Consider the following 16,885-nt stretch of genomic DNA (forward strand, 5'->3'; position numbering starts at 1 on the left):
CGCGCGGCAGGCGCGCCGGCAATTCGAGAACATCGCGATTCCTGGTGGCATCCGAGCATCACCAGAGCACCGGGAACTCCTCGAACCCACCAGTGATGATCTCCTTGCGCAACTTCAGTTCTTCGGGCGCCACGGCCAGGCGCAGCGCGGGAAAGCGCTGGAAGATCGAACCGAACACCGCCTTGAGTTCCAGCCTGGCCAGCGCCAAGCCGACGCAGTTGTGCGGCCCGTAGGAGAACGCCAGGTGCGGGTTTTCGTCACGTCCTATGTCGAAGATTTCCGGGTCGTCGAAATGGCGCGGATCGAACGACGTCGCCGGCAGGCCGACCAGCACCTTGCTCTCCGCGGGAACATGCACGCCCGCGATGGTCACGTCGGTCCTCGGATAGCGCATGATGCCGTCCCAGCCGGCGCCCGGCGGGTACATGCGCAGGATTTCCTCTACCGCCTTGTCCACCAGGGATGGATCGCCGATCAGGCGTTCGCGCTGTTGCGGATGGCGGAACATGGCCAGCAGGCCGAATTCGATCTGCGCGACGGTGCTCTCGTGCCCCGCCACCAGCATGCCCGCCGCCAGGCCGATCGCCTCTTCCTCGGTCGCCTTGCCCTGGTCGACCGCCGCGAGCAGATCCGTCAGCACGTTGTCGCCCGGATCCTGGCGCTTGTCCCACATCTTGCCGCGAATGTAGGCGCGGAGTTCTTCCCAGGCCAAGCGCGACGCGCTTCGCGGGCCACTTTCATGCTGGTGCGTCATCGCCTCGTCGGACAGCCCGGCGAAAAAGGCGTGGTCCTCGTAGAGCACGCCCATCAGCGCGCCAATGACCATGGCCGGAAGCGGAAAGGAGAGGTGGCGCCGCAGATCGGCGGGCTGGGGCTGGGCCGCCAGCGTCTCAAACAACTGCGCGGCGATCGCCTCGACCTGCTGCGCGAGCTGCTTCACCCTGCCGTTGCTGAAGGCCGGCGCCACGATCGTGCGTAGCCGTGTATGCTCGCCCCCCTCGTGCGAGACCAGCCATCCTGGCGAACCGAGAATCACCGAATCCGGGGTGAATGCGGCCGGCGGCATTCCCGCGGGCCGGAACGCCGCGTCGGACAACACCGCCTTGGCCTCGTCATAGCCTGTGACCCACCAGCCTTCGTGCCCGGACGGGAAGCGCACGCGGTGGATCGGACCGTTGGCCCGCAGCGCCAACATCTCGGTCGAGGGCTCAATGTGATCGACGCGCCACATCGGCAGCGTCGGCAAAGGTTCTTCGGGCATGATGGCACTTCACTCGGTAGCGATGGAAGGGCGGAAGGTGACCGGCGGACGCTGCGGCAGCGAAGACCTAAGACGGCATGTAGACGACGTCGTCCGGAGGCAGACCGATTATCAAGATCGGCTAACGCGTAACTGTCTAGGCACATCGCGCGGCGAGATGCAGAACATTATCCTGTACCTTCGAGGTCAGGATAAAGTCCGTGTGGTGGGCCTTTGACTCGCCGCCGGTCAAGATTTCCTGCGCAAGCGTCGACAAGGGCGGCGAGCTGTTGGGTAAGGGCTTTCGCCGAGGCCCCCTGCCCATAGACGCTATCCGACGCAGATTTGACATTTTGCTTTTCTTTCTTCGTTCCATTCGTGTCATCCACGAAATGAAAGTCGGTCGGCGGCTCCCGGCCCGCAACGAAGGTGCTTCAAATCTCGTGCCAATTTGGCCGCAGCAGAAAAAAATCGTGGCAGCTTCTCAGCGGCTTAGCCTGAGGCCAGAGAAGAACTAGGCGAAATAAGCCGGTGTCGCGGCCCAACAAAGGCGACGGAACAGTGTCGGACAGAACGCCTCGGGCGACCTTTAGGTCGGGCCTGCGACATTCTGGTCCAGTTTCGAACATAAGAGGGCGGCAAACAGACACGATTGGGGAATTCGATCCTCACGGCGCCAAGGCGCTTGCCCAAGAGCGCGCGCTCATGTTGCTGCGAGAGGCGCGTGTTCGCGATAGCCGTGCTGCGCACCCATGAACGCTAGCGGCACACGCTACGACTGGAGTGCCCGCCAGCCTCAGGTGGTGCATCGGCTCGGCTTCCGGTTCTTCTTTGCCCAGCCGGGGCTGAAGCGCCGAATATCCGCACCATACAGCATCGTTGTTGCCTATGTGACGAGGCGGCATAGCGCGCTCCCGGTCTTCTAAGACACGGCCTCCGAGAAGAAGGGCGCGGTCCAACAGCACCTCTATTTGAAATGGCACGCCGCTTGCTGCTCCTGGTTAGAGCACCATCAAATTACGATGAAAGCGACTTGCACCATGCCCGACGCGCGAAGCTCTAGACAGTGGCCTGAGGAGACGGTGCCCGTTCCCGCTGAACATCGGGACATCGTCTCCTCCGGAAGGCCGTTCTCGGTGGCCGCTTTGCGCATGGCTGGTCCGATGCCGGCACGCCAACACGGGCCGCTCGCGCAAATGCCGTTTACCGGTTCTGTTCAGCATGGGAGTGCCCAAGGGCCCCGTCAAAGGGTCACCCAAGCCAAGGCCGGCGGGTCACTGCCACATATCGACAACACGCTGAACCAGTCCAGTGACCCGAGTCTGCGTGAAGTGACATTTCAGGTCGCCACATGCTTGCGATATTGGCTACTTCCGGCCGCTATCCCTTTTCCCCGGGCACGATCGCGGGTGACCGATCCCGCTTCCGGCGCCATAGCCGTGGAAAGCAAGCGGCTCGACGGTCTCCAGCTCGCTCAGATCGATTGCGTTCGCGTGGCCAAGACCAGCCGCCAAGACGTTCCCATACGTCGGGATGGAAAAGGAAGTTGCGAGCCGCCGAGGCCCTCATTCCGTGCCCGAGCATACGAGCCTTTGCTCGGAATTGCGCCAGCCTATGCCAGAATTCAACGGCAGTTTTCTTCTTTAGGAGCAACTTGATGACAGTTCAAAAGAAAGTTCCCTTCGTCACCTTTCTCACGCGCGTTCACGATAAGTCAGTCCAGGGGCCAAATCCATATCGCTGGGAAGAAAAGACATCTGACGACTACTTTGCCGGCAGGCGGGTCATCCTGTTCTCGCTGCCTGGCGCCTTCACACCAACCTGCTCGACCTACCAATTGCCCCAGTTCGAAGAGCTCTATGATGAGTTTGAGAAGGAGGGAATTGACGCGATTTACTGCCTCTCAGTCAACGACGCCTTCGTGATGAATGCGTGGGGGAAGTCCTTGGGCCTGAAGCAGGTCGAGCTCATCCCCGATGGCTCAGGCGAGTTCACACGCAAAATGGGCATGCTGGTCGCCAAGGACAATCTCGGCTTCGGGATGCGCTCTTGGCGCTACGCCGCCCTGATCAACAATGGCGTGGTGGAGCACTGGTTCGAGGAGGAAGGTTTCTCCGACAACTGCGAGGCCGACCCCTATGGCGTCTCATCCCCGCAAAACGTTCTCGAAACGCTGAAAGCCGCCGCTTGACCTAGAAAACGTCTCACTGGTGCCAGTGCCGGCCCCAAGAGGCTCCTCGACAGGATTATCGCGCTCACCATGCAATCCTCAGCAAGCCTGCTTCAGCGCCAGAAGCAATCCATGGTCGCATCGCCTCAACTCATTGAGTCGATTCGCCTGCTGCAACTGGCGCATACTGAACTGCATCAGTTCGTGGAGCGGGAAATCGAGAAGAACCCGCTCTTGGAATCTGCATCAAACGATGGCGGGCCTTTTGACGATGTTTCGATTTCGGGATCGGATCAACCCATCGGCCCTGGCGCAAACTCCGTTGAAGGACCGACCGGGCCAGGGTCGCCTGAACGGCTCGGGCAGTGGAAATCACTTCGCAACACGACCAACAACCCGCCGGGCAATGGCCCTTCCCTCGACGAGTTTGCCACCCTCGCCGAAACATTGCACGACCATGTCGCTCGTCAGATCGCCCTCACTGCGTTCACACCACAGGAGCGGCTGATCGCTGGCCAGCTTGCCGCCGATCTGGAAGACACTGGCTATCTTCGGGCAAACCTTTTGGAGCTGGCCGAGAGCCTGAATGTCCGTGAGGCTGTTGTGGAACGGGTTCTCGGGACGTTGCAGCAATTTGATCCACCGGGAGTTTTTGCGCGAAATCTCAGAGAATGCCTCGAGATCCAATTGCGCCAGCGAAACCGGCTCGACCCGGCAATGGCAGCTTTGGTTGCCAATCTTGAAATGCTTGCGCGACGCGATTTTGAGGCGCTGAAGCAGCATTGCGGCGTCGATGAAGAAGACCTTCTCGACATGATGCATGAGATTCGGGCGCTCGATCCCAAGCCTGGGAACAGATTCCAATCCGGTGCGTCTGAATCAATCATACCCGACGTCTGGGTCACGCCCTCGCCGCAAGGCGGGTGGCAGATCGAACTTGATCCCGCCACGCTGCCGAAGCTGCTGATCAACCAAACCTACTATGCCGAAGTCACGCGTCAAACTGCCCAAAATTCGAAAGATCAAGCATTTCTCGACGAATGCTTGCAAAACGCGAACTGGCTAATCCGCAGCCTCGATCAGCGCGCCAAGACGATTGTTAAGGTTGCGGCTGAAATCGTGCGTCAGCAGGATGCCTTTTTGGAACATGGCGTCACCCACCTGCGGCCTCTCAATCTTAGAACCGTCGCTGACGCGATCGGCGTGCACGAGTCGACAGTAAGCCGGGTGACCTCGAACAAGTACATGCTTACCCCGCGCGGAGTCTTTGAACTGAAGTATTTTTTCACCGTCGCGATCGCGTCCTGCCAAGGCGGCGATGCGCACTCCGCCGAAGCTGTCCGGCATCGGATCAAAGCGATCATTGCCGCAGAATCTCCCGGCGACGTGCTTTCCGATGAGGACATCGCTGTCCGGCTGAAGGAAACCGGCATCGATGTTGCGCGCCGCACCGTCACAAAATATCGCGAAGCAATGAACATCCCCTCCTCCGTGCAACGCCGCCGGGAAATGCGCTTGTGTTTTTAGATTTGGGTCAAGGCAGCCAACATCACGTTGCATTGCATCAAAGTGGAGACTTCGTTCATGACCCAATCCGCAGCAGGCGTCATGGACGCTGTTCTGCACGACCCAGAAAAGCCCGTCCCACCGTCTGGTCCCGCATGGGGTGCGGTCATTTCGCTTTCCTTGGGCACATTCGGGCTGGTCACGGCAGAGTTTCTGCCTGTCAGCCTGCTCACGCCCCTCGCGCATGATCTCGGTATTAGCGAGGGAGCGGCTGGACAGGCGATGACGGCGACAGCTATCGTCGGGGCGATCTCGGCGCCGACGGTGGCGATCATCACAAAGCGCCTGGACCGCAGGACCGTCATGTGGACCATGACGCTGCTGCTGATCCTGTCGGACGTTCTGGCGGCCGGCGCGTGGTCGCTGGCGGTTCTCCTGACTGCACGCGTCGTGCTCGGCATAGCGCTCGGAGGCTTCTGGTCGATGTCGGCAGCACTGGCGATGCGGCTCGTTCCAAGCCACCTCCTGCCGCGCGCTATGTCGATCATCCTTACCGGCGTTTCCGTAGCTACCGTCTGCGCAGCTCCAATCGGCGCTTACGTCGGCGATATCTGGGGATGGCGAAGCGCCTTCATGCTCGCCGCAGCCGGCGCCGCCGCTACACTGCTCGTGCAACTCATAACCATTCCGAGACTGCCTCCGATTGGAGTGGCTAGCTTCCGAAGCCTGCTGGATGTGGCCAAGATTCCGATGGTCAAAATTGCGCTTTTGGTCGTCCTGCTGGTCGCTTCCGGCCACTTCGCCGGAATCACCTATATCCGCGCCTTCCTCGAGAAGATTCCCGCGCTGGATGTCGAGACGATCTCGCTTGTGTTGCTGGCTTTTGGCATCAGCGGATTCTTCGGCAATCTGGCCGGCGGGCTTCTGGCCGAGTACAGTCTCAAGGCAGTCGCGGCCCTTGCACCGCTGCTCATAGCGATAGCCGCTGTTTCGCTGCTGACGGCGGGAGCATCGGCCTTGGCCTCGGCGATTGCTGTTGCCGCGTGGGGGTTTGCCTTCGGCGCCGTGCCAGTGGGATTGCAGACGTGGATGGTACGGAGGGCCGTTCCCGAGCAGGCCCAAAGCGCCGGTGTGCTGCTGGTCACAGTATTCCAAGTGGCAATCGCAGCCGGCGCGATTTTCGGCGGACTATTGGTGGAGAATGCGGGGATTACAAGCGCCATTGCCTACAGTGCTGTTGCCACGTTCGTCGCTGCCCTCATAGTGTTCCTGGTCGGCCCGAAGCGCGAAACCTAGACCGCCTGACAGAAAAGGCCTCAGCAGCGCAGCGGGACGAGAGATGCGATGCACGGCGCGGCGCGGTTCTCCACACGATTACGCATGGACCAGCGCAGATGCCTCGCCGGCTTCACCTCCGGGCCATGGCGACCTTCGCCGCCAGACACGCGAACCTCGCCGGCACCGGTTTCCATTTGGCGACGGTGAGCGCTGCCGGCGCGATGGAACCCTTGCTGGCGGTCATACCTTTCACGACAAGCCGGCATTCTGGGCAAGCGACAGCTACGCGCCGGCCATGCCCGTCAGAACGCCGGTGACGATGCCGCTCGATAGCGCAGACAGGTCGCGAATTGCCAGTCGTGTCAACGGCGGCCGGATTATCGTCGATCGCGCGTACCTTGTTTCGGCCGCAGACTATCGTTCGGCAGCTTGTGATCTTGACCACATAGCCTAGGAGCTATATATGACTTGCGAAGCCGTTTTTGGCGATGAGTTCGACGGGGAGTCGAGGCGTTGCACCAGACAGTCCAAGATGAGCTATTGGCCTCGGCTAAGCTGCTCGGTGTGTTCGGGCCCCAGCTGGGGCGACCGCATGCGGACCTTGAATGACTCGTCGTTCGCGAACATGAAAGAACTTCGCTTCGACGCTGATGATGGTGTCTGGCGGGTTGCGTTCGCATTCGACCGGAAGCGGAAGGATCCTGCTCGTCGCCGGCGATAAGTCGGGCGTGAGTGAGTAGCGCTTCTATAAAAGTCTGATCGCCAAGGCGGACAAGCGCTATCAAGGGCATCTCGACCGTTTGGGGGCGGCGAAGAAGGAGAAGAAGTGATGGGACGCAAGCTTGACGACCTAATCGCTGCGCTCCCCGAGGATCGTCGGGAGCGGGTCGACGCGCGTTTCGAAGAATTAAGGGGAGAAGTCGAGAGTCTCGGCGATTTGCGGCGTGCCGCTGGAAAGGCCCAGGCCGAAATCGCTTCGGTCCTCAAGATCAAGCAGCCTTCGGTCTCGAAGATCGAGAAACAAGCCGACATGTACTTGTCTACTCTTAAAAGCTACGTCGAGGCGATCGGGGGGCAACTCGAACTCGTCGTTCGCCTTCCCTCACGCGCGGCCCTCCGTATAGAGCGGCTCGGCGACGTGGTGGCTCCCAAAGCCGTCTCCGTGCATAGCGTCAAAAGAGCGGCAGGTGGACGTAATCGCACAAAAGCCGCACGCGCCGGCTGACCTCACTCTGTTTCGGCTAAAGACTACCGATGGGCGAGATGGTCTCGTCGATGCGAGGAGTAGGAGGTATGAGCAACGTCCTAGTTAAGCCAGCTCGCGGCAAGGTAACGGAGGCCGACATAGGTGTGAGCTGCGGATGCCGGCGACTTTGGCTGCCTCCTGGACTGCGCGGTGTAATTGCCTCGATGAGATCGGCGCGGTGAAGCTGCGCCCCGGGGAACAGTCAGCCATGGGGGAGCATCACCCCGCGCCACCTGCCTTCGCGCCACCACAGCCGGAGCAGTTCCAGAAGTTGCAGCGAGAGCATAGCGTTGCGGTCCCTGCGTCCCTTGCCCTGTTCGACGCGGATCAGCATGCGTGTCGAGTCGATTTCGTCGATCTTGAGGTGCGCAACTTGAACACGCGCAGGCCCGCGCCATAGGCGACGCCGAGCGCGGCCTTGTACTTGATGCCGGGTGCGGCTTCGAGCAGCCGCGCCGCTTCCTCCACGCTCAGCACATCGGGCAGCTTGCGCTGATACCTCATGATCACCAGCGCACGCGCCAGATCCCGCCGCTTCAGCCTCACGAGGAACAGGAACCGCAGTGCCGAGACCGCGCCATTGATCGTCGCAGGGCCGACGCCGCTCTCATGCTGATGCAGCTGGAATCGACGGATGTCCGCAGCCGTCGCCGTGTCGGGCGAGCGGCCAAGGAACACAGCGAAGCGCCGGACGTGACGAACGTAGTCCTGCTGGGTATGGGAGCCCAGGCCACGCATGAAGCATGTCGTGCTGCATGCGCTGGCGAAGCGGAGAGATTGGTGCATCGGTCGACAGGGTAGCCATGGCGAGTTCCTCTCGTTGAACGGAACTCCATGGTCAGATCGACGCCTCTTCCCGCTCAAGTCAAATGGCAGTCGCGCCATCTCAGGCCGAGGCCCTTAAGAAGTTCAAAGCAGCGATAGCGGCACGGCGCCTAGAAGGACCGTCAGATCCAAAATGTTAGAAGTCTGTACAGTTACCCTTTGCCGACAATTTCGACCAACAGGCGGTTCAAGCCGTGTGGTAGCTTGCGATCACCGATAGCGCACTGCGACGTTCGTTCGAAACCTCTTCTTTAGCTCGTGTTCTGACGGTGCGCCTAGCGGTCAGCAGAACCAATTTACGTTGAACAAAGCCAATGAGTGATCACCCTATTACAATTGCACAACTGAAGCGGGCAGTGTCGGACGGCTCGCTTTGGCCTACAGTGTCGGCAGTGAGTTTCGATTCCCTCAGGGGTGTCGGCACGGCCCTTGCGGACATGCACAATGATGACACCTTCGACGGAATTTCGTACTTTGAGGCACTTCCTGTAGCGGAATTCTCAAACCGAGACAGATCGCGAATAGCGCAGGTCATTGAGGGCTTTCTAAGCAAGATTCAAGATACAACGGAGCGCGTGGTTTCGCTTGTTCATACGTTGGGGGACAAGGCGTCTGACGACCTCGCCTACCATATAGCCCAAGGCTTCGAAGCATGGGGCGCGGCCAATCCAGCGCAAATTCACCAAGTGGCAAATATCATCACGGAAACAGACCGGGACAGCGACTTCCTGGGCACAGTCCTCCAAGCGTGGAGGGCGACAGCACCATCTGAAGCGCTGAATGCAGCCATTTCCTTCTCCAAAAGCAAATGGCCCTCCATTAGACGCCAAGCGACTTATGTGCTCGGCTTCTTTGACTCTTCTGACGGAGACGACACGCTTGCGACCGAGCGGCTCGCTGATTTGATGTCGTCGGATGATCCCCAAGACCAGCGCGCTGCTGCTTTTGCAATTATCCGCCTGCTTGAGAGGCAGACCGATAAGTCAGCTCTGCTTGTCGCGAAACTGGAAGAGGCAGCCGATCGATCAAACGAAAATGCCCGTAACGAGTTGATTGCTGGGCTTGCCTATCATCCCGCTGCCTTTCCTCCCTTACTCAAAGAAAAGGTACTCGCGTTGATGAAGTCCGTCCAAAGCGACGATGCCAGGACGCTCGACCTGACCGACGCTGCACTCTACAGCATGGATATTGATCGGGACCGCCATCTCGTTTTCGAGACATTGACTGCTATCTTAAGTCAGGAAAGGGCTGCTCCTCCTCTGAAGAAATTCGATTCGCTGGTGCACAAAATCCAAACGTCAGCTGGTGATGCACACGGCTGGTATGTCACACGTTGGCTGCTGGATGGTGATTATAAAATCTGCAGCCAACTCGACGCATTCTTTCCCCCTTTGGACAAGTCAATTTACGATTTTCAAATCCACGAATTCAAGCTCAGAGACGCTGAGGTCTTTTATCTTGCACATAAAATATATGCATATCTGATGTTCAACCATGGGCCAGCTGTGTCGCTTCTGTCAGCATGTCTGACGTCTTTGAAACCGCAGAAACGAAAGCTACTAGAGAAGGACATCACATCCTTCTGGCTTCGCAACTATCCAACCGACCTCGACCTCTTTGACGAAATTCACAATGCCTATCCGGGCAAGGGTCTCAAAGCCTCGATTGAACGAATGCAGCAACAGGTCGCTAGCTACCAAACGCCGCTACGTGCATTGCCACAAAATAGGGCGATGCAGCCGTCCATGTTGGAGCAGCGGGTCCAAGCTGAAATCGCGCACGAACGCAGCAAACAGATTGGCCGGATAGCCGAAGAAAGCTCTATCTTCGCAGGGTTGTTCCACAAGAGTACCCTTCTCTACGGGCGCTCATCTGTCGTCTACGTCTATCCCGACAGCTCCGGTGAGCCCATCCGGCATGTGATGCAGTTGCAAAGCTTTGAAACATCATCCGCATTGCCACATATGGATGTTCTCTATCCGGCGCGCCTGAACTATCTCATCTATCGGCTTCGCGTCGAGGAGCGCCCGAAGTGAAGCTTCTTCTGAAACAATATCTGGCGTCCCTCAATGAGAGGGACGAACTCGACGTGGTATTGCCAGACATCATGAGCGAAGTCGGCTACACGGTGGTCTCACGCCCTAAGCGCGGAACTCGCCAATATGGCGTAGATGTGGCAGCGATTGGCCCCCATCCTCAAACGGGCGACAAGTCGCTATTTCTCCTTTCGATCAAGTCTGGCGACCTGACCCGGGACAACTGGACAAGGGGAAATCAGGCACTGCGCCCCTCGCTTGAAGAGATCATCGAAGTCTACATCCCCAAGCATGTTCCCCTTCGTTACATGGACTTGCCGGTCATAGTCGCGCTTTGTTTCGGTGGGGACATGCAAGAGGATGTGAGGCCGCAGGTCGAAGGCTTTATCGAAACGAAGACAAAACTCGGGAAGCTTGAGTTCGTGGAGTGGAATGGCGATCACATCGCTGACCTGATCGCCACAGGCCTGCTTCGCGAGAACATATTCCCGAAGACCATGCAGACATCATTTCGAAAGGCCGTCGCAATGGTCGATGAGCCAACCGTCTGTGTAGCGCATTTCGACGCCCTGCTGCGGCAACTGGCCGAAACACAGCCGAAAAACCTTCTCGATCGTCTGCGGCTAGTGCGTCAAATTTACCTTGCGAGTTGGACGGTCTTTGTCTGGTGCCGTGATGCGGAAAACCTCGAAGCAGCCTACTCGACAAGCGCCATCGCCACATTGCGAATGTGGCATCTATGTCGTGCTCATTTCGGCAAGTCCAAGCTCGCTAAACGTTTGGCGGAGGTGGTGCAAAAAATGATGCATCTAAACCGCGTTATAGCTGCATTGTTCATAGAGCGCCATGTCTTACCCTACTGTGCTATTGATGATGGTCTCGGCGTTTCCGTGCCATCTCCAGCTAGCGTAGACATCAATCTGAAATTGTTTCAGGCACTAGGGCGCCTGGCCATAAATGGCTTGTGGCTAATTCATACAAAATCCCTCACGTACAAAGGAATTGACCAAGCTTTTCAAACCGCGTTAGATTCCGAGTTGCAGAAATCGCTGAACATTATCTGTAAAACGATCCAAAATAACCCAGCTCTCTACACCCCGTTGCGAGACGATCACGCAATCGAGATTACGGTCGTTGGCCTGTTTCTAATGCAATGCAAGGCTTTTGATTTTCTACGCCGGTGGATTGAGCAAATCACGCTGTCTTCGATATTCAGTTATCGAGCCAACGGTAAATACCCCTGCGTCTTCCGCGAGTATGCCGACCTTGCAATGCACCCGAGAGCGGCCGAAGGTTATCGAGAGGAAGCGACGCTGGGCAGCATCCTTTATCCGACACTCGGCGTTTGGTTGGCGATCTTTCAAGACGCGAAGAGTTTCGCCATCTTGGCTGATTTCCACGCTAAAGACATGGCGCACAGTACCTGGCAGCTATGGATACCGGATACGACTTCAGAAGAGCACTTATATTTGAACTCGGAGGTACATGGTTCTTGTATTGCACACCTCGGGCCGACCAACGGTCCGGACGCTTTACTTGAACAGGTTCGCAAGGAGATCATCGCCTGTGAGGAATTCAATGGGCTTTCAGCAATGAGGTACGGACTATGGCCGATCGTTCTCACGGCTTGCCTGACATATCGATTGCCGATTCCACCCCATTTTTGGACGATGGCACTGCTTCCGGATGAGAGCACCATTGACACTTCGGGCAATGATTCCGATTAGTCCAAACAAAAGTGAAGTTGTGCGCCGACTTTGGTCAATCTCCACCTCTCTACAACACTGCTAATATCACGTGCGCTGATATCGTTTTTGTCGGGGCCTCGAAGGGGGAAGCGGCATTATTTCGTTGCCACACAGTCGTTTAGCGGGTTGAAGCGAGATGTTCAGTCATTCTCTGCGGTTCAGCAACGCTGCCCAGTCGATTGCGGCAGTTCCGCCAGCGAGTGTAGGAGGGGCATCAGCACGAAAGTAATTTTCGCCCTCTCGAAAATCCACCGCGAGCATTCTCTCATCCGCGAATATGCAATTCGAGAAATCACACTTCTCGAAAGCATGTTTATAATTCGCATGATGGTTTAGTGAATCAACCGAGTCGACACGAGTGATAGCGCAATTCTTGAACGTCGACCTATCAAATCGACCATCGATCGTTACGCGATTCCATCGCGCTATTGTTACGCCGTTAAATGATGCATTTTCCAGTCGATCAATTTCGTATTCGTCATCGAACGGAAATTCCCCTCCAAAATATTTTACCGAGGCAAATCCTGGAATGTAGTGCCAGTATACAGGATCGTCGTCGTAGTGGTAATCCTCTTCGGGTTCCACAACGCAGAAGGTGATGCTTCGACCGGTGTTAAAACCCGCCTCATCTCCGGACCGCATGACGCCGGAAATCTCTTCTCGATGACGGTTGCCATGATAGCTGCGCATGTGATCTTCGACAAAATCAGCGAGCAGGTTCATTGCACTCCAAGCGTAGTCCCCTTGCCCGCTATGAATGAGCACGCTTAGAGTAGCGACACCGGCAGACACATGAGATGGTTTGCTTGGCTCGCTCAAAAGTTTAGCTCCCTCCTGAAGGAGTCTTGCGCGCCCTTCGTTCTCAGCTTGATTGGCCTGCCTAACGCTAATGGAACATCGCCAGCTAACAGTGCAAAAAGTTACCAGCGCGAACAGTGCAACACCGAAAGGGGCAAGAGCTTGGGCCAAGCGGGTATCATGCTCGCCATCGAAACCGTCACCGAAAATGAACAGAAAAGCGGCTACGATAGCGACCGCCGTGAACATCGCACTGACGATAGACAACACATACCAATGCTTTTCGGTAATAGCTGGCCACTCGCCGGTCGTATCCCTACCCCTGCGTTCGGTCACATAATCCCCCAGGCTCGACGTTTATCCGCACGCACATGCCAGCATGGCGTCAGTCTTTTAGCGCTATAAATTCAATCGTCACGCTCGACCGCATCGGGGAAGATTGACGCAAGGTCTTCCTCCACGTCTATCTCGAATTCGGCGGCGAGCGCCGAAAGCTGCAATCCGAAGATTGCCCGCAACTCCCCCAGCGCAACGAAATATCCAGGCGTCAACGGGCGCTCGCCATAGTTATGCAGCCGGATCGGGAATCCATGATCGACGTCGTTGCGCAGGCGATAGGCGATGTTTCGGTAGTCAGGCGGCGCATCCTCCAGAAAACGCCGGGACGCTGTGCGTAGATGCCGGACGCGCCGTGCAGCTGGCGAATTCTCGGGAAGGTCGTTCAAGATTTGCGTAAGTTCATTGCGAATCTGAATCACAGACTGATCCACTTGGTCCGGAACCTCGAAATGCATCGGAACGTAGAGCACACGCCGATTCTCCAAGAAATTGAACAGCCGCAAGATCACGGTCCGTTGTGCGATTGGCGGATTCCAGCTCGCGCTAATACTGAGGAACCCGATGCCGGTGAGCCTGCTGCGAATGGCGTCGAAGCTTCGCCGAACGATTGCCATCTACTGCCCCTCCACTCCAGATTCGCATCATTGGCGCGGCAGGACGTAAAATGAAAGTCCGGCGTTTGGTAGGGTGTAACTCGCCGCAACAATCTAGTGAGACCGTTGACGCGCCGACCAGGTTGCGTTGTTTCCCTTGATGGTCGACGAAAGAGAGCCGCGGCTTGCATCGCGGCCCGAGCAATGTCCAACCACGATGATTTGGAACATCTCAATCTGTTGCTGATATTCGCTCCTGAGGAGCTCTTGCCGACCGAGCGTATTGAACGTGGCCTTGACCAAATTGCTATCTACTCGCTCGCGGATCTACCGCCCAGGTTTCTTTGCGCGGCTGTTTCCGGCGGGAAAATGGAAGCTGACCCTAGACCCGAAAAAATCGGGACGTTTCCGGCTGGCTCAAGATAGCGAGGTAGAGCTTAGCTGCCTCGATATTGTGTCGATTTCCGTAAGCAAGGCCCTCTTGTGGCACACAGTGGAGATTCGCGCTCGTGGCAGAACAGATTCATTATCGGCATTGTCGGGTGACGCGGCCACACAACTGGCCGCAGACCTTCATTCCTTCATCAACACTCACCTCTTTGGGCTGATCGCCACCGAGAAGGATCGCCTGCACGAGGTCGACGAAAGGCTTCGTGAGCTTACCGAAGGCAACAGACAGTATCTTGCACAGGTCGATCTGGGCAGGGCTGTCGCCGAAGTCCCTGGCGCCGCAGCGGCGGCCCTATCTCACCCGCTTCTAAACCCGGACATGATCCCGGCAGGACTGAAGGCCTCCCTTCCGGCCTCGTTCGCGATGATAACCGACCCAGGCGTCCGCCATGCCTACAACGAGGCTTTCGTCCGCTCGGAATTTATCAAGTTCCAGTCGTTCTTCGACGATCTCGACCGGCGCTCGTTCTCCAACCAGCAGCGCGAGGCCTGTATTCGCCTAGAGGACAACAACCTGCTGGTGGCCTCGGCAGGGTCAGGCAAATCCGCGACGATGGTCGGCAAGGTCGCATACGTCCTGGACAAGCAACTCTATCGGCCCGACGAGATTCTGCTCCTGGCCTTCAACAGAAACGCAGCCGATGAACTCAGGACAAGGATCGCCGCCCAGTTACAGGTCGCGGAGGACGCCCTGGAGTGTCGGGTCACTACATTTCATGCGCTGGGACGCGGAATCATTGAGGAGGTCGAGGGTCGGCCGCCGCAGCTCGCCAACTGGGTGGATCATCCCGCAGGCGAAACCAGGGTTATCGAAGCGATAATCCAGAACCTTGTCGAGAGCGATCCGGAATTTGCCCGGATGTGGGCCGAGCTTCTCGTCGTGCATCCCAAGGCCGACATCCCGATAGAGGTATTTGACGGGGAGGCCGACTACCGGCGCTACGTATCGGACACCCTTGGAAAGGATAGCGCCACGATCGGTTCCTTGTCCGCGGTGATCGTAAAGTCGTTGCAGGAGAAGAAGATCGCCAACTGGCTTTGGCTGCATTCAGTCGCCTTCGAATACGAACGGCAAATTGCGGTGGAGGAAGACGATGGCAGCGTCCGCCATCTACATCCAGATTTCTACTATCCGCAGACCGAAACCGTGCATGAGCATTTCGCGCTCGATGCGGACGGATGCTCACCCCTTGCGGACTACGCCAACCACGCCGAGAACAAGCGGCAGGCATATCGCCGCAATGAGATCGATTTCTTCGAGACCACTTCGGCTCAAGCCAGCGACGAGACGCTGCTCAGCACGCTAGAATCCGAACTGGCGCGTCGCTCAATACCTGTCGAGCGAAAGAGCTATGCCGAAATCACCAAGGCGCTCGATCCGGTCGTTATCAAGCATTATCACCAGCTGATATCGACCTGCTTGAAGCACATACGTGCTAGCCACCTCACGCTCGACATGCTGCTCGAACGCGCCAAGACCCTGCATGACAAGGAGCGCGCTAAGCTATTCGCTCGGTTGGTCTGGGCGATCACCCAGGGATATTCCCGAAAGCTCGAGGAAACCAGGCGGATCGATTTCGATTCGATGATCGCGGACGCGGTGCAGTTGGTTGAGAGCGGACGGTATCGAAGCCCCTATTCCCTCATTCTCGTGGACGAGTTTCAGGACATTTCCGAGCCTCGCGCTAACCTCGTCAAGGCGCTCAAACAGCAAAAGGCGTTCAGCAAGGTGTTCGCGGTCGGAGACGACTGGCAGTCAATTTATCGTTTTGCCGGATCGGACATCACCATCTTCACACGGTTCGAGGCGAACTTCGGGACCAGTTGGCAGGGGCGCCTGGAGCAGACGTATCGCTGTAACCAGCTCATTGCCGAGACAGCCGCCAAGTTCGTCCAGCGCAATCCCGAACAGATCAAGAAGTCCGTCCGCTCGACGCGTCCGGCCGTCTCGCGATCAATCCGTGTAATTCCCATCGATGATAAACGCGACAAGCCGGACTTTGCGGTGGCATGTCAGCGCCTGCTCGAACGGCTTGATGGCGCTCTGGGGGGTATTGCCAACCGGTGGCGCGACGAAAAGCGCGACAAGCTTAAGGTTCTGGTTTTGTGGCGCTACAACGTCCTCGATCCTTTTGAAGGAAGGCCGCCGTCCTTTGCCAACATTGAGGTGGCCGGGCTGTCGTTTCACCGGGCAAAGGGCCTTGAGGCCGACTACACGGTCCTGCTCGACGTCAGCGAGGGCAATTACGGCGTACCAAGCCGCATCGAAGACGATGAGCTGCTGAACTTGGTCATTCCCCGACCCGAGACCTTCGCCTACGCGGAAGAACGACGCCTGTTCTACGTAGCGCTCACGCGTGCCAGCCGAGGCGTCTACATGCTTACCAATCGCCGTCAGCCATCCCGCTATATTAAGGAGCTTTGCGAGATCGCCGGCGACGAAGTTCGCTTCGAGACGGTTGAGGGAGCGGAATTGAGCCAATGTCCAGCCTGCCTCGTCGGCCAATTGGTGGAGCGGCGCAACGAAGACGGATCGAAGTTTCGTGGGTGCAATCAATTCCCGGATTGCAAACACACTGAACCGAAAAGCGTAGTCCGTAGACGGTAACCGCCTGCACTCATTGTGACGGCGAACAGGGACCCTTTACGACTTCGC

General features: G+C 57.6%; 11 protein-coding genes. 7 read left to right on the forward strand and 4 right to left on the reverse strand.

The annotated features are described in order from the left end of the window. Window positions 1–58: 58 nt before the first annotated feature. Window positions 59–1,261 carry a cytochrome P450 gene (locus NKJ67_RS14840; protein WP_352581792.1) on the reverse strand — a complete coding sequence of 401 codons (1,203 nt, stop codon included), beginning with the start codon at window positions 1,259–1,261 and terminating at the stop codon, window positions 59–61. A 1,636-nt stretch (window positions 1,262–2,897) separates the two neighbouring features. Between NKJ67_RS14840 and NKJ67_RS14845 the strand changes: the two genes are divergently transcribed. The 4 genes from NKJ67_RS14845 to NKJ67_RS14865 all read left to right on the forward strand — a co-directional run bounded on the left by NKJ67_RS14845 (window position 2,898) and on the right by NKJ67_RS14865 (window position 7,419). Further along, window positions 2,898–3,431: a peroxiredoxin gene (locus tag NKJ67_RS14845; protein ID WP_352581793.1), complete on the forward strand. Its 534-nt coding sequence runs from the start codon at window positions 2,898–2,900 to the stop codon at window positions 3,429–3,431. Between the two features lie 69 nt (window positions 3,432–3,500). After that, a complete protein-coding gene (gene rpoN / locus NKJ67_RS14850) occupies window positions 3,501–4,937 on the forward strand; it encodes an RNA polymerase factor sigma-54 (RefSeq protein ID WP_352581794.1) in 1,437 nt (478 codons plus the stop codon). 57 nt (window positions 4,938–4,994) lie between these two features. Then, window positions 4,995–6,212: an MFS transporter gene (locus NKJ67_RS14855; protein ID WP_352581795.1), complete on the forward strand. Its 1,218-nt coding sequence runs from the start codon at window positions 4,995–4,997 to the stop codon at window positions 6,210–6,212. An 811-nt stretch (window positions 6,213–7,023) separates the two neighbouring features. Then, a complete protein-coding gene (locus NKJ67_RS14865) occupies window positions 7,024–7,419 on the forward strand; it encodes an XRE family transcriptional regulator (RefSeq protein WP_023760408.1) in 396 nt (131 codons plus the stop codon). Between the two features lie 348 nt (window positions 7,420–7,767). On the opposite strand, the gene NKJ67_RS14870 is transcribed toward NKJ67_RS14865, so the two are convergent. After that, on the reverse strand, window positions 7,768–8,178 hold the full coding sequence (locus tag NKJ67_RS14870) for a tyrosine-type recombinase/integrase (protein WP_352581796.1): 411 nt from the start codon (window positions 8,176–8,178) through the stop codon (window positions 7,768–7,770). 401 nt (window positions 8,179–8,579) lie between these two features. Here NKJ67_RS14870 and NKJ67_RS14875 point away from each other — a divergent pair, with 401 nt between their 5' ends. Both NKJ67_RS14875 and NKJ67_RS14880 read left to right on the forward strand, forming a co-directional pair. Further along, complete coding sequence (locus tag NKJ67_RS14875; RefSeq protein WP_352581797.1) at window positions 8,580–10,301, forward strand: HEAT repeat domain-containing protein; 1,722 nt, start codon at window positions 8,580–8,582, stop codon at window positions 10,299–10,301. Beyond that, a complete protein-coding gene (locus NKJ67_RS14880) occupies window positions 10,298–12,028 on the forward strand; it encodes a hypothetical protein (protein ID WP_023760404.1) in 1,731 nt (576 codons plus the stop codon). Before NKJ67_RS14875 ends, NKJ67_RS14880 begins: the two co-directional genes overlap by 4 nt. 165 nt (window positions 12,029–12,193) lie before the next feature. On the opposite strand, the gene NKJ67_RS14885 is transcribed toward NKJ67_RS14880, so the two are convergent. Together NKJ67_RS14885 and NKJ67_RS14890 are read right to left on the reverse strand one after the other, a co-directional pair. Beyond that, window positions 12,194–13,183, reverse strand: coding sequence for a hypothetical protein (locus NKJ67_RS14885; RefSeq protein ID WP_352581798.1), 990 nt, complete (start codon window positions 13,181–13,183; stop codon window positions 12,194–12,196). 71 nt (window positions 13,184–13,254) lie between these two features. Then, a complete protein-coding gene (locus NKJ67_RS14890; RefSeq protein WP_352581799.1) occupies window positions 13,255–13,800 on the reverse strand; it encodes a DUF6650 family protein in 546 nt (181 codons plus the stop codon). A gap of 274 nt (window positions 13,801–14,074) precedes the next feature. Here NKJ67_RS14890 and NKJ67_RS14895 point away from each other — a divergent pair, with 274 nt between their 5' ends. Continuing rightward, window positions 14,075–16,837 (forward strand): UvrD-helicase domain-containing protein, encoded by a 2,763-nt coding sequence (locus NKJ67_RS14895; protein WP_352581800.1) that lies wholly within the window; start codon window positions 14,075–14,077, stop codon window positions 16,835–16,837. The last annotated feature ends 48 nt before the right edge of the window (window positions 16,838–16,885 follow it).

Origin of the sequence: Mesorhizobium sp. M0088 (genome assembly GCF_040322895.1) — a bacterium.
GTDB lineage: Bacteria > Pseudomonadota > Alphaproteobacteria > Rhizobiales > Rhizobiaceae > Mesorhizobium.

Excerpts from the sequence above, each read along its gene's own strand:
- NKJ67_RS14840 (WP_352581792.1), bottom strand. The coding sequence starts at position 1,261 with ATGCCCGAAGAACCTTTGCCGACGCTGCCGATGTGGCGCGTCGATCAC.
- NKJ67_RS14845 (WP_352581793.1), top strand. The coding sequence starts at position 2,898 with ATGACAGTTCAAAAGAAAGTTCCCTTCGTCACCTTTCTCACGCGCGTT.
- rpoN (WP_352581794.1), top strand. The coding sequence starts at position 3,501 with ATGCAATCCTCAGCAAGCCTGCTTCAGCGCCAGAAGCAATCCATGGTC.
- NKJ67_RS14855 (WP_352581795.1), top strand. The coding sequence starts at position 4,995 with ATGACCCAATCCGCAGCAGGCGTCATGGACGCTGTTCTGCACGACCCA.
- NKJ67_RS14865 (WP_023760408.1), top strand. The coding sequence starts at position 7,024 with ATGGGACGCAAGCTTGACGACCTAATCGCTGCGCTCCCCGAGGATCGT.
- NKJ67_RS14870 (WP_352581796.1), bottom strand. The coding sequence starts at position 8,178 with ATGCGTGGCCTGGGCTCCCATACCCAGCAGGACTACGTTCGTCACGTC.
- NKJ67_RS14875 (WP_352581797.1), top strand. The coding sequence starts at position 8,580 with ATGAGTGATCACCCTATTACAATTGCACAACTGAAGCGGGCAGTGTCG.
- NKJ67_RS14890 (WP_352581799.1), bottom strand. The coding sequence starts at position 13,800 with ATGGCAATCGTTCGGCGAAGCTTCGACGCCATTCGCAGCAGGCTCACC.